This is a genomic window from Pseudomonas sp. ATCC 43928 (assembly GCF_005938665.2).
Lineage (GTDB): Bacteria > Pseudomonadota > Gammaproteobacteria > Pseudomonadales > Pseudomonadaceae > Aquipseudomonas.
In genome coordinates, this window is sequence record NZ_CP041753.1 from 5,767,466 (window position 1) to 5,786,068 (window position 18,603).

Here is an 18,603-nt window from a genome sequence, read left to right on the forward strand (position 1 = left end):
AAACCGACCTCAGGGTCGGTTTTTTATTGCCTGCGATTTATTAAATACAATGCAAAAAAATGTGGGAGCAAGCAGACTCACCCCCACACCTGGACCTTCGTTATCTTACTGAGCGTGCGTCCACGGCAGAATCGGAATTGCCGTCACTGCATTCTGCGGACTGCCCTCGATCAAGCGATCGCTGTAGACCAGATACACCAGGGTATTGCGCTTCTTGTCGAGGAATCGCACTACCTGCATAGTCTTGAATACCAGCGAGGTGCGCTCCTTGAACACCTCCTCGCCATCCTTGAGCTCACCCTTGAAGCTGATCGGCCCGACCTGGCGACATGCAATAGACGCCTCGGCGCGATCCTCGGCCAATCCCAGACCACCTTTCACGCCACCCGTCTTGGCACGCGACAAGTAACAGGTCACGCCCTCCACTTTCGGATCATCAAACGCCTCGACAACAATACGGTCGTTCGGGCCAACGAACTTGAACACCGTCGACACCTGGCCAATTTCCTCGGCCGAGGCCAGCAACGGCATCGCCAACAACAAGCCCAATAATCCTTTTGCCACACGCATTCAGGTATTCCTTCAGACCAGAATCAGGTTATCCCGGTGAACCAGCTCCGGCTCCGCCATGTAACCCAACAGACCGATAATCGCCTCAGACGACTGACCGATGATTTTTTGTGCTTCCAGAGCACTGTAGTTAGCCAGGCCACGAGCGATTTCACGACCGTCCGGCGCCACACAGACCACCATTTCGCCGCGACGGAAGCTGCCCTGGACCAGCTTTACACCTACCGGCAGCAAACTTTTGTTGCCCTGAGACAGCGCAGTCACCGCCCCCGCGTCCAGCACCAGCGTGCCGCGAGTCTGCAGATGCCCGGCCAGCCACTGTTTGCGGGCCGCCAGCATGCCGCGCTCAGGCGACAGCAAAGTGCCGATGCGCTCGCCAGCCTTGAGGCGATCCAGCACTCGCTCAATACGCCCACCAACGATGATGGTGTGCGCACCAGAGCGCGCCGCCAGACGCGCAGCGCGCAGCTTGGTCTGCATGCCGCCACGCCCCAGCGCACCACCAGTACCACCGGCTACCGCATCGAGCGCCGGATCGTCGGCCCGCGCCTCATAAATCAGCTTGGCGTCGGGATTGTTGCGCGGATCAGCATCGAACATGCCATCGCGATCGGTGAGGATCACCAGCAAATCGGCTTCGACCAGATTCGCCACCAGCGCCGCCAACGTGTCGTTGTCGCCGAAACGGATTTCGTCAGTGACCACGGTGTCGTTTTCGTTGATCACCGGGATCACCTTCAACTCGACCAGCGCACGCAGGGTGCTACGAGCATTCAGGTAGCGCTTGCGGTCGGACAAATCGTCGTGAGTCAGGAGAATCTGTGCGGTATGCCGACCATGTTCGGCGAAGCTCGACTCCCAGGCCTGCACCAACCCCATCTGACCGATGGCGGCAGCCGCCTGCAACTCGTGCATCGCACTGGGTCGTGAGGTCCAGCCCAGACGGCTCATGCCCGCCGCCACTGCCCCGGAGGACACCAGCACCAGTTCAACGCCCGCCTCATGCAGGGCAACCATCTGCTCGACCCAGACACCCATTGCTGCGCGATCCAGGCCTTTGCCGTCCGCCGTCAGCAAAGCGCTGCCGATCTTCACGACCCAACGCTGCGCACCTGTCACCTTGCTCCGCATCATCTTCAACCTTAGCTTGAGGGCAGCGCGACCTGGCACTGCCCGTGACGTTATTCGTGGTTCTTCGTGACCAACAGTCGATTTCCAGATACTAAAACGCCGCTCCAGTGAGCGGCGCTTAAGTTTATCGCAACGAATCAGTCACGCACGTAAATGATTTCCGGACCGTCTTCGTCATCCACATCTTCTTCGTCCCAATCGTCGTCACCGATGTCATGGACCGACTTCACGCCGCTGCGGCGCAGAGCACGCTGATCGTCCAGCGCCTGCAACTGGGCGCGCGCTTCATCTTCGATGCGCTGATCGAGCTCAGCCAGCTCTTCCTTGTAGGCCGGGTCGTTAGCCAGGCGATCGGCGCGATCTTCCAGGTAACGCATGATGTCGTGGCACAGACGCTCGGTGCCTTGCTTGGCGATCGCCGAGATCACATAGACCGGACCGGTCCACTCCAGACGATCAACGATCTCCTTGACGCGAGCATCGTGCTCTTCTTCAAGGATCTGGTCGCACTTGTTCAGTACCAGCCAGCGATCACGCTCGGCCAGGGACGGGCTGAACTTGGTCAGCTCGCTGACGATCACTTCAGCGGCATCCGGCGCACTGGTGTCATCCAGCGGCGCCATGTCGACGAGGTGCAGCAGCAGACGCGTACGCGACAAGTGCTTGAGGAAGCGAATCCCCAGGCCCGCGCCGTCGGAAGCACCTTCGATCAAGCCCGGAATATCCGCGACCACGAAGCTCTTCCAGCGATCGACACTGACCACACCCAGGTTCGGCACCAATGTGGTGAACGGGTAGTCGGCGACTTTCGGCTTGGCGGCCGACACCGAGCGAATGAAGGTACTTTTGCCGGCGTTCGGCAAACCGAGCAGACCGACGTCCGCCAACACCTTCATTTCCAGTTTCAGGTCGCGCTGCTCACCCGGCTTGCCCGGCGTAGTCTGGCGCGGCGCACGGTTGGTACTGGATTTGAAACGAGTGTTACCCAGACCGTGCCAGCCGCCCTGAACCACCATCAGCTTCTGGCCGGCCTTGGTCAGGTCGCCAATGACTTCCTGGGTGGCAGAGTCGATCACTGTGGTACCTACCGGCACCCGCAGGATCAGATCCTCACCTTTTTTGCCGGTGCAGTCGGTGCTGCCACCGTTGGAACCGCGCTCGGCATCGAAGTGGCGGGTGTAACGGTAGTCGACCAGGGTGTTCAGGTTTTCGTCGGCCATCATGTAGATGGAACCACCATCACCACCATCGCCGCCGTTCGGGCCGCCGTTTTCGATGAATTTTTCTCGACGGAAACTCATGCAACCGTTGCCACCGTCGCCGGCCTTTACTCGAATCGATACTTCATCAACAAACTTCATAACAAAACGCCTCTCGCCATACGGACGAGCCGAAAAACAACCAAGACATAAGACTCTTGCAAAAATGAGCGCAGCGACCTCAATCAACGACCGCCAATACAGCGCTGGAGCCCATCACAAACAGCTTTGCAAGAGACTCACCCCACAAACGAAAAAGCCCCGTCGCAAGACAGGGCTTTTCCAGCGATCGCGCAATTAAGCTGCGACGACGCTCACGTAACGACGACCGAAGGCGCCTTTTACTTCAAACTTGATCACGCCTTCGATTTTCGCGAAGAGGGTGTGATCTTTACCCATACCAACGCCGTAGCCAGCGTGGAATTGGGTGCCGCGCTGACGCACGATGATGTTACCGGCCTTGATGACCTGGCCGCCATACATCTTCACGCCAAGGCGTTTGGCTTCTGAGTCGCGACCGTTACGGGTACTACCACCAGCTTTTTTGTGTGCCATGAGTTCAATTCTCCTAGTGAGGAATTAGGCTGATTAAGCCTGAATACCGGTGATTTTGATCTCGGTGTACCACTGGCGGTGGCCCATACGCTTCATGTGGTGCTTACGGCGACGGAACTTGATGATGCGGACTTTATCGTGACGACCTTGGGAGATCACTTCAGCCACAACGGTAGCGCCAGGAACAACTGGAGCGCCGATATTCACGTCGTCGCCATTGGCAACCAACAGAACGCGATCAAAAGTTACGGATTCGCCGGTAGCGATTTCCAGTTTTTCGATCTTCAGGTATTCACCTGGAGCAACTTTGTACTGCTTGCCACCAGTAACGATTACTGCATAAGACATGGTATTTCTCCGATAATCCTGCTCACCCAGCTCTTTATAAGAAGAGGTATTGGCTGGCATGGCTGCATAAGGCTGGAAGGCCTGTTTGCAATTGCGTAAGGCAGGTGCTGCCCAGGAAGTTCAGGGTGCGCGATTGTACGCAAGCTACTCTGGCGTTGCAAGTGGCCGTCCATCGCGCCTTGACAGGCCCGGACGTGGGTCCTAGCATGCCGCGCAACCCTTCTGGAGCAACTGTCGCTGATGCAACCCCAAGCTTTCTACCGCGCGGTGGCGGACGATTTTAGCGCCGTCGACGGCATCATCAAGAAGCAGCTGACTTCCCGAGTGCCGCTGGTATCGAAAATCGGCGACTACATTACCTCGGCTGGCGGCAAACGCCTGCGTCCCTTGCTCGTGCTGCTGTGCGGCAAGGCACTGGGCCGCGAAGGCGATGACCTGCGCCTGCTGGCCGCGACCATCGAGTTTCTGCACACCGCCACCCTGCTGCACGACGACGTCGTCGACATGTCCGGCATGCGCCGTGGCCGTTCGACCGCCAATGCCATGTGGGGCAACGCGCCGAGCGTGCTGGTGGGCGACTTCCTGTATTCGCGCTCTTTCGAAATGATGGTCGAACTGGGCTCCATGCCGGTAATGAAGATCCTTTCGCAAGCCACGCGCATCATCGCTGAAGGCGAAGTGTTGCAGCTGTCGAAGGTCCGCGACGCCAGCACCACCGAAGAAACCTACATGGAAGTCATTCGCGGCAAAACCGCGATGCTCTTCGAGGCTTCGACCCACAGCGCCGCAGCCCTGGCCGGCGCCTCGCTGGAACAGAGCGAAGCGCTACGCACCTTCGGCGATCACCTGGGCGTGGCCTTCCAACTGGTCGACGACCTGCTGGACTACCGTGGCGATGCCGAGACCCTGGGCAAGAACGTCGGTGACGATCTGGCCGAGGGCAAGCCGACGCTGCCGCTGATCTACACCATGCGCGAAGGCACTCCGGAGCAGGCCGCACTGGTTCGTCAGGCGATCCAGAAAGGTGGCATCGAAGACCTGGAAAGCATTCGCGAAGCGGTCGAAGCTTCCGGCTCGCTGGATTACACCGCGCAACTGGCTCGCGACTACGTGGCCCGTGCGATCAAGTGCCTCGGCGCCCTGCCCGCCAGCGAATACCGCGATGCGCTGGTGGAATTGAGTGAATTTGCGGTCGCTCGCACGCACTGATATTCATAGCAAATTCAAAAGATCGCAGCCTTCGGCAGCTCCACATGGGTACACCAAGGAGCTGCCGAAGGCTGCGATCTTTTGCTGTTCGCCCCCTCCTGCGATAAATCCCTATATAATGTGCGCTTTTTAGCCATCCTGAATCCAAGGAGCTTTAGTGAGCACGTTGCCACCCTGCCCGAAATGCAATTCCGAATACACCTACGAAGACGGCGCACAGCTGATCTGCCCGGAGTGCGCCCATGAGTGGTCCGCCACTGGCGAAGCCGAAGTAGCGTCCGACGATACCGTGAAAAAGGACTCGGTCGGCAATGTGCTGCAGGACGGCGATACCATCACCGTGATCAAGGACCTCAAGGTCAAAGGCACTTCCCTGGTGGTCAAGGTCGGCACCAAGGTCAAGAACATCCGCCTGTGCGATGGCGACCACGACATCGACTGCAAGATCGACGGCATCGGCCCGATGAAACTCAAATCCGAGTTCGTCAGAAAAGTCTGAGCCCGCTGTATTCCATCCCGCGCCCTGCGTGGGATGGTGCTTTGCCCTTCCCGCCTCACCCAGCACTCCTCGCAATAGCCAAACGCCAGCCGTTTTGACCTTACGCAATCCTTACCCGATAAAAAACGCAAACCGCCAATAGGCCCTTGCTATTTAATGAATAGGAATTATTCTCATTGAACCCAATCAATGGAGATGAGACCCATGACTTATTTGATCGATGCCTGGCTGGACCGCCCACATCCCTACCTCAGAATCCTGCATCGGGAAACCGGGGAAGTCTGTGCGGTGCTTGAAGAAGAAGCCTTGAACGAGCTGCAGGATCAGGGTGATCTGGACGTCAACGGCCTGAGTTCCAGCGAGCCGGTGGTGCTCAAGGAACTGGTGCGCAATCTGTTTCTGTTTTGCTATGCCCGGGCGTTGCGCCCGAGTCATGACCTGAATACCAAGTTCGAGGTATGAAGATCATTTGTAAAAATGCCGGAGCTGGCCCTGCAGGAGCGGGCCAGCTCCAACACCGGGATTACAGAACGTCGAGCAGTTCGACATCGAATACCAGTACGCTGTGCGGCGGAATGCTGCCAACGCCTTGAGCGCCGTAAGCCAGTTCGCTCGGCACGTACAGACGCCATTTGCTGCCGGCGTTCATCAGTTGCAGGGCTTCGGTCCAGCCAGCGATAACGCCGCCTACCGGGAATTCTGCAGGCTGGCCGCGCTCGTAGGAGCTGTCGAACACAGTGCCGTCGATCAGAGTGCCGTGGTAGTGAGTGCGCACTTGATCTTCACGGGTTGGCTTGGCGCCTTCACCTTGAGTCAGCACTTCAAATTGCAGGCCCGAAGCCAGAGTAGTGATGCCTTCACGCTTGGCGTTTTCAGCCAGGAAAGCCAGACCTTCGCCAGCAGCAGCTTCAGCTTTGGCAGCCGCTTCAGCTTGCATGATCTCGCGGATCACTTTGAAGCTGGCGGACATTTCTTCCTGACCCACACGGCTTGGCTTGCCGGCGAACGCGTCGGTCAGACCCGCCAGGATTGCGTCCAGGCTCACGCCCGGTGGCGGATTGTCACGCAGCTGGTCGCCCAACTGACGGCCAATGCCGTAGCTGACGCGGGTTTCATCGGTGGACAGATTTACTTCGGACATGACACTGCTCCGCTGTGCGGACGGCCCTGGAACTTGCCGTGCGTGCACAGCGCATCCCGGAGCGCCCGGAATCAAAAGGGCGAGCAGACTAGCACAGATGCCGCCACGTTGATGAGCGGCGTCAGCCCTGTTACGCAGAACGGAAGGTGCTCGGTAATTTCGGACTTTCCTCGGCGCTGGTACCGCACATTTCATCATGGGCCGAGGTATATACAACGTTGAATGGCTTGGGACAGGCGTGAAGCACTTCACGCGCATGCTCGACCGAGCGCAGCTGCAATGTCTCACCATGAGCATCGAGCACTGGATGCGCCTCACCATGCATCCGAGCCTCCAGCACGTAGAACACGCCTTCCATCGAGATCAGATTCAACTCATCGATCTTTCCGGCGATGGCATACGCATACAACTCTTGCAGGTTCATGAGCGCACCTCACGCAGTGGAGAGCCAGGGTTCTTACAGGGATATGCCTCGACGCGCCAAAGTACAAGCCACAAACGACACCGCCCGTCTGTTTCGCAACAGACGGGCGGTGCGGTGGAGCAAGTAAGGGCGGATCAGTGCTTGGTCAGCTTGTCCAGATAACCCATGGCAAACGCCGACACCACGAAGGTCATGTGGATGATCACGTACCACTGCAAATGCTCCGGATCGACGTTCTTGGCGTCCATGAAAATCCGCAGCAAGTGGATCGACGAAATTGCCACGATGGAAGCCGCGACCTTCATCTTCAACGAAGACGAATCCATGGTGCCCAACCAGTTGAGCTTCTCCTTGCTGTCGTCGATATCCAGTTCGGAAACGAAGTTCTCGTAACCGGAGATCATCACCATCACCAGCAAGCCGCCTACCAGCGCCATGTCGATCAGCGACAACAACACCAGAATCAGATCCGACTCGGCCATCGAGAACACGTTAGGGATGACGTGGATGACTTCCTGGAAGAATTTCAGTGCCAACGCCAGCAAGCCCAGCGACAAACCGAAATAGATCGGCGCCAGCAACCAGCGGGAGGCGTACATTGTATTTTCGATAAAGCGTTCCATTGAGTCTCACACAAGGGGCTGGAAATGGCGGCGAGTATAACAGCCGCCTGTTACACCCAGAAACCGCCGGAAAATCCGCAACCTGCGTGTGTGTGACAAAGTTTTTCTGCTAGTGTCCAGATCAATGACAGGTCAGCGACATCGGACAGGAAAACTGGAAATGGATGTGCGATTGCCCTTAACGAGTGCCGGACTTTGCCTCGCATTGCTGCTCGGTGGTTGTTCACCCAGCGATGAGAAACGCCAGGTCAGCCTCGAAGAAAAGACCGCGCAGTTCGAAAAGTCTCTGGAGGCGATCAAGGATCCGAAACTCAAGGACGTCGTGACCGAACTCGGCGGTTCACTGCTGCTGCTCGAGCGTGCGCAACTCAAGCTCGACAGTAAACCGGTGGTCACCGAATACGGCGAAGATGCCCTCGCCGTATTCAAGCACTACCCCACGCCCCAGGCGCTGGTCGACACTTACATCAACGGGCTGTTCGTGCTGCACAAGGAGTCCAGCTCGGATTACCTGACCGATCTGCAACCGGTATTCCCCCTCCACTTCAACACCCCTGGCGCATTCCTTTTCCCTCATGACCTGGAATGGCAATCGGTGACCCTCAGCAACAAGCGCGTCATCGCGTTTCAGCCGGAATGGTCGGAAACCGATCCCGGCATTCAGCTGAGCCCGTCGAGCTCCAACCTGACCAACCCCGATGATTTGACGGTGACCTACCCCTTCATTGAAGGCCTGGATGTGGACAAGAAACACCTGCCACAACCGGTGAGTCTGCAAGGCAAGGTGGAGGTCATCGCCCCACGCCGAATCTACAGCTTCGACCTGACCAAAAAGGACGTCGGCCAGACGCGCACCAATGACAACCTTAGTGTCACGCTGCTGAAGCTTGAAAAAAACCATGCCGAAATCGAATTCAGTAACAGCGCACCACCGGCCCCCGAGGTTCGCGATACACCGCCCAACCCGCTGATCGTTCAGGCCAGGGACACCACCGGACAATTCCTCTCGCGCTCGGGCGCGATCCATGAAACCGCCGCGCAAATTGCGTTCTATCAAAAACAACTGGCGCAAATGCAACAGCAGAAAGCCTGGAGCGAAGCGTTCGAAAAACAGCTCGAGGACGACCAGCGTGCCTTTGAAAAACAACAAACCCGACAGTACGCCAAGGTGTACTTCAACGGACCGATCGACACGCTCGAAGTCAGCTTGCTGGACTTCTCGGCGGTCACGGTGACCCGCAAGAACCTGGACCTGCCAGTACGCCGCTTCGACCCGCACACGACGGAAAAAGCCATCCAGCCACTGACATTGCCCGTGGTGGTATACGACGACCAGGCTGCGACCTGGCTCAAGGGTGCGACGCTGGACGAAAACCAACTGAAAAAAAGCATCAGTATCAGCCAGTCGATCGAAGACCCGAGCGCCGCACGCATCGATTTCGATCACCCCAGAAGTTTCAATGATGAATTGCTCGGCACCTCGTTCAATCCCGGCGAAAGTCCCGTGACGTTCTTTACCCAAGACAGCAATGGCCGGCGCGATGGGCCGATCGAGCTGCCACCGGAGGCGTATCAGGTCGACCCGCTACGCGGCAGCATCACCTACGATCTGAATCTGTTTGCAGAAACTCCGGCCTACGCGGTCGGCTCCATGCCGCTGTTCCTGGCGACTGTCGACAAGCAAACCTACGACGCCCACCAACTGCCCAAGGGCCTGGCGCTCAAAGGGAATGAGTTGGTGGTTGATCTGAAGCTGTTCCCCGACCAGGACTGGCGCTTTTTCGCCAAGGACGACAGTGGCAACTATCTGAAGGAGATTCTTTCGGTCAGTCACGACGCGAACGCGCAAGGTCCGGGGTTATTCGCAGTGCATTACTTCTACGGCCAGCCCACACGTCTGGAAACTTATCAGCGAACCAACCTCACCACCGTGCAATACGGTTTCGAGGTCAAACTCGACAAGACCGAGCCAGGTAACCTGGATCAATAGCCTGGATCAGCCTTCAGGTCGAAACCCGGGACCGGCAAGGTTGTGGAAACGGCCACCGTTGATCTCTCGCAACTGGGCTTGCAGGTGCAGGCACCAGATTTGCGGGTCATCGGCCAGCTCGTAGCCATGCAGGGTCAGACTTTCGACGATGGTGTCGAGGATCGATTCAGCCACGACCGGCCCACGGAACGGGCCTTGAGCCTTGATGGCTGAAGGTTGCTCGCCGGCCATTCCGGCGGCAAAAAGCAAGGTCCACATGCCCGTATCTCCCGCCAGCGGGCGGATAGCACATTCGATACGGGTCACAAGGCCCAGGCATTGACGGGTGAGGCAGAGGTTGCGCGACATGGCGGCGACCCTCGGTAGATCCGGTATTCAGCCTCCACGGGAAGGCTGTCTCGATCCAGTGATAACTGTCGATATCCTTGAGCAGAGAATAGAAGAAAAGTTCAGCTCGCACGCGGCCCGCAGCCAGAAGGCGCCGAGTGGTCGCCGTGCAAATATTGACGCCAGAGATGTGACGAGGGGGCTTGCTCCGTTGGGCTGCGAAGCGGCCCCGAAATTTATCAGACAGACCTCATCGCCGATTTGACGACTGCTACGCAGCCGAACGGGGCGGTGCGGCGGTCCGACAAGCTCCCTCGCCACAGGGAGCCTCCTCAGTTTCGAGATTGACTCAGGCCGGTTTGACTTCCAGCAAGGCTTCCTGCGCCAACTCTTTTTCGGCCTCCTTGAGGTCTTCGTCGCTGACCATTTCCGCGATCACCCGCAAGCGTTCCACCACCCGCGCGTTGACGCTGCCCTCGGGAAAGTCGCCATTCTCATCCGGCGTACCGGCCGGCTCGCCGACCAGCAGGCTCAGGGCTTCGTCGGCCTGGCGCACCGCGTAGACATGGAACTGCCCCGCGCGCACCGCCGCCAGCACCTTCTCGTCGAGCATCAGCGTGGCGACGTTAGCCTGAGGAATGATCGCTCCCTGCTCGCCCGTCAGGCCGCGAGCCTCGCAGAGCCGGAAGAAGCCTTCGATCTTCTCGTTGACCCCGCCTACCGCCTGCACCTCACCGAACTGGTTGATCGAACCGGTAATCGCAAAGCACTGCTTGAGTGGAGTTTTCGACAAGGCCGAGATCAGCGTGCAGGCCTCGCCCAACGATGCGCTGTCGCCGTCGACGTAACCGTAGGACTGCTCCAGGGCGATGCTTGCGGAAATCGCCAACGGGAACTCCTGGGCATAGCGGCTGCCCAGGTACCCGGTGAGGATCATCACGCCTTTGGAGTGAATCGGCTGGCCGAGGTTGACCTCGCGCTCGATGTCGACGATGCCGCTGCCGCCCGGATACACCGTGGCGGAAATCCGCGCCGGTATCCCGAAGGCCGAATCGCCGACTTCCAGTACCGTCAGCCCGTTGCACTTGCCGACCGCCGCGCCATCGGTGTCGATCAGAATGATCCCGGCCAGCATGTCATCGAGAATCCGCGCCGAAACGCGCCCGGTACGGGTAGCCTTGGCCTTGAGCGCACGCTCGATGTGCCCGGCGTCAGTCATCTCGTCACCCGCCAGGTCACGAATGAAATCCGCCTCGCTGACCAGTTGGAACAGATCGCCGATTCGCGCCGACAAACGTCCCTGGTGCTCGGCCAGACGTGCGCTGTAAGTCGCCAGACGCGCCACCGCATCCGCGGTCAGCGGCGCCATGCCTTCTTCCGAGGTACGGGTTTTGAGCAACTGGGCGAACTGCTCCAGGCTTTCGTCGACCATCGGAATGTCTTCGTCGAAATCCACCAGGACGCGGAACATCTCCTGGAAGTCCGGATCGAGGTCTTGCAGCGTGTAGTAGAGCTGCCGGGCGCCGATGATCACGACTTTGACCTGCAACGGAATGTGTTGCGGCGTCAGCGTCACGGTGGCCAGACGGCCCAGCTCACCCAGCGGGGATTCCATTTTCAGCTTGCGCGATTGCAAGGCACGCTTGAGCGCATCCCACACGAATGGCTCGCTGAGCATTTTTTCCGCTTCGAGGATCAGGAAACCGCCGTTGGCCCGGTGCAATGCACCCGGTCGCAACTGCCGATAGGTGGTGTAGAGCGCGCCCTGATCGGTGCTGTATTCGATGCGGCCGAACAGGTTGTCGTAGGTCGGGTGCGGCTCGAACACCACCGGCGCACCGCCGCTGTGCGGATGCCCGACCACCAGGCTCGGGGCGTATTGCTCTTCAAGCAATTTACGGGCGATGGCGTCGGTCTTGCTGTCATCCACCAGTTGCTCGACCACCGTTTTGAGCAGGTACACCTGCATCGCTTGCAAGTAACCGCAAACCCCTGCGTTTTCCGCATACTTTTCCGACAGCGGCGCCAGCAAGGGCTGCAAGGCCAGGGTGATGGTTTCTTCGTTGAGCTGGCGCAGCTGATTGCTCGACTCGCGCTTCCATTGCGGCAGGCTGGCGAGCTCTTCGTTCAACCGCTCTTCGAGCCCGGAAATGTCATCGTGAAAACGCTCGCGCTCGGCTTCCGGCAACTGGGCGAATTCCGCCTCATCCAGGGCCTTGCCTTCGCTCATCGGGGTGAAGGCAATGTTGCTGCTGTCGCGGTAGAGCGCGACGTCTTTCTCCAGCGCCAGACGCTCGATCACATCCAGCGCACGGTCATAACGCTGGTTGAACGCACGGTCGATGGCGCTTTTCTTCTGCTGGTAGGACGGGTGCTCGAATACTGCCGGAAAGGTCGCCAGCAGGTTGTCGATCAAGCCGTTGATATCACCGATAAAAGCCCCGGCGGTGCCCGACGGCAATTCCAGGGCGCGAGGCTCGCGAGGCTCATCGAAATTATTGACGTAGACCCAGTCGGCCGGGGTCTGCAGGCGTTTGCCTTCGGCCTTGAGGTAGCGTTTGACGAACGAAAACCGGCCGGTGCCGGGCTCGCCCATGACGAACACGTTGTAACCGGGGCGCGGCATGGCCACACCGAACTGCAAGGCTTCGACCGCACGTTCCTGGCCAAGCACACCGCGGAAGGGCTCCAGATCATTGGTGGTAGAGAAGCTGAACTGTTCAGCGGAAAACGGACGGGTCAGCGCTTCAGGCGCTAGACGCAAGCTGGCAGCAACAGGATCAGGCATCGGGCTTCCTTACATCAGGCGGGGCAGATAACGGCATTCTGGCGCTGCCCGTACCCACTGGCAAGGCGCACCTCAAGCCAAAGCTTAGACAAGCCCCCATCCACGGGCCGCGCGGGTCAAAATCAAGGTTTTCAGGGAATGTTTCGCAAAAAATCACGGAACCCCTGGAACCTGCCTAAACTCCAAACTGCGCGGCTGGAACGAATAACCGGCCCACTGGCACCATTAGGGGCCAGCACCCTGTCCATTGGTATGCACACAAAGAGAACATAGCTATGAAACGGATTCTTCTTGGTACTCTCTTCACCGTTGTATCCATCAACGCCATGGCTCAGGCGCCAGGCGGTCCGGACTGCGGTTGGGGCAACATGCTGTTCGAAGGTCAGCGTGGCACCCCGGCACACTTCCTGGCATCCACCACCAACGGCACCTCCGGTAATGCAACTTTCGGCATGACCTCCGGCACCAACGGTTGCTCGACCAATGCGGCGCTGACCTATGGCGGCAAATCCTGGATTGCCATGAATGGCATGATGAACGAGCTGTCCGAAGACATGGCTAAAGGTCAGGGCGAAGCGCTGACCACTTACGCCGTGGTACTGGGCGTGGCGCCGGAAGACCGTGCGCACTTCGCCGCCGTGACTCATCAACACTTCCAGCAAATTTTCAGCAAGGCTGACGTGACCGCTGAAGACGTGCATACCAATACCCTGGCCGTATTGAAGAACGATCCTCGTCTGGCCAAGTACGCCACTCAAGCTTAAGCTCGACCCGTCCCGCTCTCTTTGGGGAGCGGGTTTTATTTTTTTGACCCCGGCCCTTTTGGCCTGCCTCTTTGGGTCTTTGTTTCTTTCGACTTAAGTTGCTCACTATGCTCAAACGCCTTGCCTGGCTGGCGCTCTGTGTCTGCGCCCCGCTGTCCGCCGCGCCCCACATCGACAATCAACGTTTGCAGCAACTGGCCAACGACCCCTTCTGGATTTCCCTGGGTCATTACGAAACCGCCAAGCTCGGTGGCTGGCGCAGCTATGTCAGCGACAAGAAATTCTTTCTCGCCCCCGACGGCAACGAACACCCCGACCGCGAACTGGCGGCGACCGTACAGGCGCTGTATGCCCCGGCCAGTGCCGGCGAGCAGCATGCGCAATGCGTCTATCCGGCCCGTACTCGCTGGCTCAAGGCGCAACTTGACCTGACGGATCTGCCGTCGCTGGACTGTGCTGAATTCAAGCAATGGTTCAAGGACGTTTCGCCCCACAGTGCGGTGATGATTTTCCCGGCCGCCTACCTGAACAGCCCGTCGTCGATGTTCGGCCATACCTTGCTGCGCATCGATCAGGCCGATGTGCAGCGCGACAAGACCTCGCTGCTCAGTTACGCGATCAACTTCGGCGCCTACATCGAAGGGTCGGACAACAGCATTTTGTACGCGTGGAAAGGCCTGATGGGTGGTTATCCCGGGCTGTTTGCACTGGTGCCCTATCAGGAAAAACTCTCGGAATACCGTAGCCTCGAAAACCGCGACCTGTGGGAATACCGCCTGAACCTGACCCAGCAGGAAACCGAGCGCATGGTCGAGCATGTCTGGGAGCTCAAGCAGATCCAGTTCGACTACTTCTTCTTCGATGAAAACTGCTCCTATCGCCTGCTTGAGCTGCTGCAGGTGGCGCGGCCGGGCCTGAAGCTGACCGATCAGTTCCCGTTGACCGCCATTCCCACCGACACCGTCAAAGCGGTGAAACAGGCCGGGCTGGTGGAGTCGATCGAATATCGCCCGTCCCGCGAGCGTGAACTGCTGAGCCGCGCGCAGCCGTTGACCGATGAAGAGCAGCAGTGGGTGCTGAAAATCAGCGCCGATCAGAAGCAATTGCAGGAACCGGCGTTCAAGGCGCAACCGCGCGAGCGTCAGGCGTTGATCATCGACGCGGCCTATCGTCTGGAGCGTTATCGCGCCAACGGCCAGGAACGTGACCCGCAACGGGCTCAGCGTAGTTTCGAATTGCTGCGCGCGATCAATCAGAACCCGCCTCCTGAACTGGACATTGCGCGACCAGGCTTGCCCGAGGATGGCCACGAGTCCCGCACCTGGCAGGCCGGCATCGGCACCCGGGGTGACCAAGCCTTCGGCGAATATGGCCTGCGCATGGCCTACCACGACCTCAACGACAACGCCGAAAGCTTCCCCCTTGGCGCGCAGATCGAAATCCTGCAGATGAAGCTGCGCCAATACGAAGGCAATCACTGGCAGCTGCAGCAACTGGACCTGGCGACCATCCGCTCCCTGACCCCGCGCAACGCGCTGTTGCAGCCGCTGTCGTGGCAAGTCACCGGCGGCCTGGAGCGTGTGCCGGGCAAGCATGATGAGGAAACCCTGGTCAGTCATGTCAACGGTGGTGGTGGCGGGACCTGGCAACTGAGCGACGACATGCTCGGGTTCGCCTTGGGCACCGTGCGCGTGGAGCACAACAACGACTTCGCGGGCTTCATTGCCCCGGCAGCGGGCTTCAACAGCGGTCTGCTGTGGAAAAACCCGCTGGGGAATTTCAGCCTGGAAGCCAAGGGCGATTACTTCACCAACGGCGAAGTGCGCCGGAGCATGAGCCTGAATCAGCAGTGGGAGTTGTCGCGCAACCTCGGGCTGCGCCTGAGTGCCCAACGCGAATTCAGCCACCTGGCATCACCTGAAAACGAAGTGATGCTTGAAGTGAAGTGGTATCACTATTGATCTTTTGACCCTTCTTTCACTCCCATCCGACAAATCCGCTTCTAGACTTCCCCTATAGGCCGTTGAACGGCCCTGGAGTCCGAGATGTGGCGTTGCGTGGGTGTGTTGGGGTTGTTGCTATTGATTACAGGGTGCCAGTCGACTCACGAGGATCTGATCGCCAAAGGGTATCCGCCGGCGTTCGCCGATGGCTTCGATGACGGTTGCAGCAGTGGCCGGCAAGCCGCCGGGGCAATCACCGGTGAATTTCGCAAAAACGTCCCACGCTACCTCAAGGACAAGCAATACGCAGAAGGCTGGACCGATGGCTTGCGTCAATGCCAGGCCATGCGGGAAAGCGAGGATCGCAACGAGTACAGGGAACGCCATTGGGATGAGCGCGAAAGGGCCTGGCAACGAGAGAAAGACCGGGACGCCGCGCGAGCCTATCGCTCGCAATAAGTCGTTTACAGACATTCGTCGAAACTTAAAGCACGCGACCATGGCCCAAACCCTATAACGGGAGAACAACATGAGTCGCGCCTTCGTCAATGAAGATAACGCTGCCGCGCAAGCCGACCTGCCAGTCGAACGACAGGTCAGCGCGCAGCCCAATTACGTCACACCCGCCGGGCTCATGCAGCTTCAGGCGAAAGTCGCCGTGCTGCAAAGCCTGCTCGACGAGGAAAGCGCCAAAGGTGACCTGGCCGACAAGCAGCGCCAGGCCGACCTCGATCGCGACTGGCGCTACTTCAAGCAGCGCCTGCAAAGCGCACAGGTGGTCGCACAAGCCTCCTCGACCGACAAAGTGCAGATTGGCAATTGGGTGACCTTTGCCGACGAGCACGATCATGAACAGCGCGTGCAATTGGTCGGAGAAGACCAGGCGGATGCCGCCCATGGACTGATCAATTGGAGTTCACCGCTGGGACGGGCATTACTGGGTGCGCACGTAGGCGATGAAGTGTCGTGGAAGCGGCCGGTGGGGGATATGGTGATTGAGGTGCTGGCTATAGAGATCGGGTGAGTCCGATGGCGCCTTCGCTGTAGGAGCGAGGCTTGCTCGCGAAGGCCACACCGCGGTGCCACTGAAAACCCATAAAAAAACGGAGCCCCCGAACGAAGGCTCCGTTTTTTTATGCAGCCAACCTGAAATCAGGCCAGTTTCTTGTGCCGTACCCGGTGTGGCTGGGAGGCCGCTTCGCCGAGGCGCTTCTTGCGATCGGCTTCGTACTCGGTGTAGTTGCCTTCGAAGAACACCGTTTGCGAGTCGTCTTCGTACGCCAGGATGTGAGTCGCGACGCGGTCAAGGAACCACCGATCGTGAGAGATCACAATGGCGGCGCCCGGGAAGTCCAGCAAGGCTTCTTCCAGGGAACGCAGGGTTTCAACGTCGAGGTCGTTGGACGGTTCGTCGAGCAGCAGGACGTTGCCGCCCTCTTTCAGGGTCAGGGCCAGGTGCAAGCGACCACGCTCACCACCGGACAGGTCCTTGACGAACTTCTGCTGATCGCCACCCTTGAAGTTGAAACGACCGACGTAGGTACGCGACGGGATCTCGTAGTTGCCGATGCGAATCTGGTCGGAACCGTCGGAGATCTGCTGGAACACAGTCTTACTGCCATCCAGGTCTTCACGGCTCTGGTCGACGCACGCCAGTTGCACGGTTTCGCCGACTTCGATGCTGCCCGAATCCGGCGTTTCCTTGCCCATCAGCATGCGGAACAGGGTCGATTTACCGGCACCGTTACCACCGATCACGCCAACGATGGCGCCTTTAGGCATGGAGAACGACAGGTTGTCGATCAGCACGCGATCGCCGTAGCCCTTGGTGACGTTCTTGAACTCGATGACCTTGTCGCCCAGGCGTGGACCGGCCGGGATGTAGATCTCGTTGGTTTCGCTGCGCTTCTGGAATTCCTGCGATTGCATTTCTTCGAAGCGTTGCAGACGAGCCTTGGACTTGGACTGGCGGGCCTTGGCGCCTTTGCGCACCCACTCCAGCTCTTCCTTCATGGCCTTTTCGTGAGCCGATTGCTGCTTGGATTCGGCAGCCAGACGATCGGACTTGGCTTCGAGCCAACCCGAATAGTTGCCCTCGTACGGGATACCGGCGCCGCGGTCGAGTTCGAGGATCCAGCCGGCAACGTTGTCCAAGAAGTAACGGTCGTGCGTGATCGCAACCACGGTGCCCGGGAAATCGTGCAGGAAGTGCTCCAGCCAGGCGACGGAGTCGGCGTCCAGGTGGTTGGTTGGTTCGTCGAGCAGCAGCATGTCCGGGGCGGACAGCAGCAGGCGGCACAGGGCCACACGACGCTTTTCACCACCGGAAAGATGTTCAACCCTGGCATCCCAGGCCGGCAGACGCAGCGCATCGGCAGCGACTTCCAGTTGGCGATCCAGGTTGTGGCCATCGCTGGCCTGCAGGATGGCTTCAAGTTTGGCTTGCTCTGCAGCCAGCTTGTCGAAGTCGGCATCCGGATCGGCGTAGGCCGCGTAGACCTCGTCCAGACGCGCCTGGGCGTCCTTGATCACGCTGACCGCTTCCTCGACCACTTCACGCACGGTCTTGGTCGGGTCCAGGATCGGTTCTTGCGGCAGGTAGCCGATGTTCAGGTCCGGCATCGGACGGGCTTCACCGTCGAACTCGGTGTCGACGCCTGCCATGATTTTCAGCAGCGTGGACTTACCCGAACCGTTGAGACCGAGGACGCCGATTTTGGCGCCGGGGAAGAACGACAGCGAAATGTTTTTCAGGATTTCCCGCTTCGGCGGAACAACTTTGCCCAGCCGATGCATGGTGAAGACGTATTGAGCCATGGAGAACCTAGGGTCAGTGACTGATGAATGATTGGAGCGCAGGCGATGCCCGGCCAGGCCATGCGCGTCGTTCGTTTGATGGGTATCAAGGCGTGCGCGCTGAAAAAAACCTGAGTCTAGGAGCTGGAACGCTCCCGCGTAACCGGCAAAGCTACCTCATTGACAGAAGGCAGTCCAGCCGAGCGGGGCTGGCACTTCGCCACAACTCAAGGCAT

The 18,603-nt window shown here is 59.0% G+C and carries 19 protein-coding genes; 8 read left to right on the forward strand and 11 right to left on the reverse strand.

What is annotated here, in order from left to right; translation table 11 throughout:
* Positions 1-105: 105 nt before the first annotated feature.
* The 5 genes from FFH90_RS26545 to rplU form a co-directional block, all read right to left on the reverse strand.
* Positions 106-570 carry a CreA family protein gene (locus FFH90_RS26545; RefSeq protein ID WP_018925883.1) on the reverse strand — a complete coding sequence of 155 codons (465 nt, stop codon included), beginning with the start codon at positions 568-570 and terminating at the stop codon, positions 106-108.
* A 12-nt stretch (positions 571-582) separates the two neighbouring features.
* The gene (gene proB / locus FFH90_RS26550) at positions 583-1,701 is read right to left on the reverse strand and encodes a glutamate 5-kinase (RefSeq protein WP_007938428.1); all 1,119 of its coding nucleotides are present in this window, start codon (positions 1,699-1,701) and stop codon (positions 583-585) included.
* Positions 1,702-1,838: 137 nt separating this feature from the next.
* A complete protein-coding gene (cgtA, locus tag FFH90_RS26555) occupies positions 1,839-3,062 on the reverse strand; it encodes an Obg family GTPase CgtA (RefSeq protein ID WP_018925882.1) in 1,224 nt (407 codons plus the stop codon).
* Positions 3,063-3,257: 195 nt separating this feature from the next.
* A complete protein-coding gene (gene rpmA, locus FFH90_RS26560) occupies positions 3,258-3,515 on the reverse strand; it encodes a 50S ribosomal protein L27 (protein WP_003228360.1) in 258 nt (85 codons plus the stop codon).
* Positions 3,516-3,548: 33 nt separating this feature from the next.
* Complete coding sequence (gene rplU / locus FFH90_RS26565) at positions 3,549-3,863, reverse strand: 50S ribosomal protein L21 (protein WP_007901869.1); 315 nt, start codon at positions 3,861-3,863, stop codon at positions 3,549-3,551.
* Positions 3,864-4,103: 240 nt separating this feature from the next.
* Here rplU and FFH90_RS26570 point away from each other — a divergent pair, with 240 nt between their 5' ends.
* The 3 genes from FFH90_RS26570 to FFH90_RS26580 all read left to right on the forward strand — a co-directional run bounded on the left by FFH90_RS26570 (position 4,104) and on the right by FFH90_RS26580 (position 6,033).
* Complete coding sequence (locus FFH90_RS26570) at positions 4,104-5,072, forward strand: polyprenyl synthetase family protein (protein ID WP_018925881.1); 969 nt, start codon at positions 4,104-4,106, stop codon at positions 5,070-5,072.
* 157 nt (positions 5,073-5,229) lie between these two features.
* The gene (locus FFH90_RS26575; protein ID WP_018925880.1) at positions 5,230-5,571 is read left to right on the forward strand and encodes a zinc ribbon domain-containing protein YjdM; all 342 of its coding nucleotides are present in this window, start codon (positions 5,230-5,232) and stop codon (positions 5,569-5,571) included.
* A 204-nt stretch (positions 5,572-5,775) separates the two neighbouring features.
* Complete coding sequence (locus tag FFH90_RS26580) at positions 5,776-6,033, forward strand: hypothetical protein (RefSeq protein ID WP_018925879.1); 258 nt, start codon at positions 5,776-5,778, stop codon at positions 6,031-6,033.
* 61 nt (positions 6,034-6,094) lie between these two features.
* Here the strand turns inward: FFH90_RS26580 and FFH90_RS26585 are convergent, their stop codons facing one another.
* From FFH90_RS26585 to FFH90_RS26595, 3 genes are all read right to left on the reverse strand, one after another.
* Positions 6,095-6,712 (reverse strand): FKBP-type peptidyl-prolyl cis-trans isomerase, encoded by a 618-nt coding sequence (locus tag FFH90_RS26585; RefSeq protein WP_007938433.1) that lies wholly within the window; start codon positions 6,710-6,712, stop codon positions 6,095-6,097.
* Positions 6,713-6,842: 130 nt separating this feature from the next.
* Positions 6,843-7,136, reverse strand: coding sequence for a DUF6482 family protein (locus FFH90_RS26590; protein ID WP_138866330.1), 294 nt, complete (start codon positions 7,134-7,136; stop codon positions 6,843-6,845).
* Positions 7,137-7,270: 134 nt separating this feature from the next.
* Positions 7,271-7,759, reverse strand: a complete 489-nt coding sequence (locus FFH90_RS26595; RefSeq protein ID WP_007938436.1) for a TIGR00645 family protein — start codon at positions 7,757-7,759, stop codon at positions 7,271-7,273.
* A gap of 160 nt (positions 7,760-7,919) precedes the next feature.
* Between FFH90_RS26595 and FFH90_RS26600 the strand changes: the two genes are divergently transcribed.
* Positions 7,920-9,749: a hypothetical protein gene (locus tag FFH90_RS26600; protein ID WP_138866331.1), complete on the forward strand. Its 1,830-nt coding sequence runs from the start codon at positions 7,920-7,922 to the stop codon at positions 9,747-9,749.
* Positions 9,750-9,755: 6 nt separating this feature from the next.
* On the opposite strand, the gene FFH90_RS26605 is transcribed toward FFH90_RS26600, so the two are convergent.
* Positions 9,756-10,097: a hypothetical protein gene (locus FFH90_RS26605; protein WP_019581273.1), complete on the reverse strand. Its 342-nt coding sequence runs from the start codon at positions 10,095-10,097 to the stop codon at positions 9,756-9,758.
* Between the two features lie 328 nt (positions 10,098-10,425).
* Entirely contained in the window at positions 10,426-12,864 is a 2,439-nt protein-coding gene (locus FFH90_RS26610) for a Lon protease family protein (protein WP_018925874.1), read from the reverse strand.
* A gap of 275 nt (positions 12,865-13,139) precedes the next feature.
* Between FFH90_RS26610 and FFH90_RS26615 the strand changes: the two genes are divergently transcribed.
* From FFH90_RS26615 to FFH90_RS26630, 4 genes are all read left to right on the forward strand, one after another.
* Positions 13,140-13,628: a DUF3015 domain-containing protein gene (locus FFH90_RS26615; protein ID WP_018925873.1), complete on the forward strand. Its 489-nt coding sequence runs from the start codon at positions 13,140-13,142 to the stop codon at positions 13,626-13,628.
* Between the two features lie 107 nt (positions 13,629-13,735).
* Positions 13,736-15,589: a DUF4105 domain-containing protein gene (locus FFH90_RS26620; protein WP_111454238.1), complete on the forward strand. Its 1,854-nt coding sequence runs from the start codon at positions 13,736-13,738 to the stop codon at positions 15,587-15,589.
* Between the two features lie 84 nt (positions 15,590-15,673).
* Positions 15,674-16,030, forward strand: coding sequence for a hypothetical protein (locus tag FFH90_RS26625; protein ID WP_064620471.1), 357 nt, complete (start codon positions 15,674-15,676; stop codon positions 16,028-16,030).
* A gap of 70 nt (positions 16,031-16,100) precedes the next feature.
* Positions 16,101-16,595 (forward strand): GreA/GreB family elongation factor, encoded by a 495-nt coding sequence (locus FFH90_RS26630; RefSeq protein WP_018925870.1) that lies wholly within the window; start codon positions 16,101-16,103, stop codon positions 16,593-16,595.
* 128 nt (positions 16,596-16,723) lie between these two features.
* Here FFH90_RS26630 and ettA read toward each other — a convergent pair whose 3' ends face one another.
* The gene (gene ettA, locus FFH90_RS26635; protein WP_138866332.1) at positions 16,724-18,388 is read right to left on the reverse strand and encodes an energy-dependent translational throttle protein EttA; all 1,665 of its coding nucleotides are present in this window, start codon (positions 18,386-18,388) and stop codon (positions 16,724-16,726) included.
* Positions 18,389-18,603: the final 215 nt, after the last annotated feature.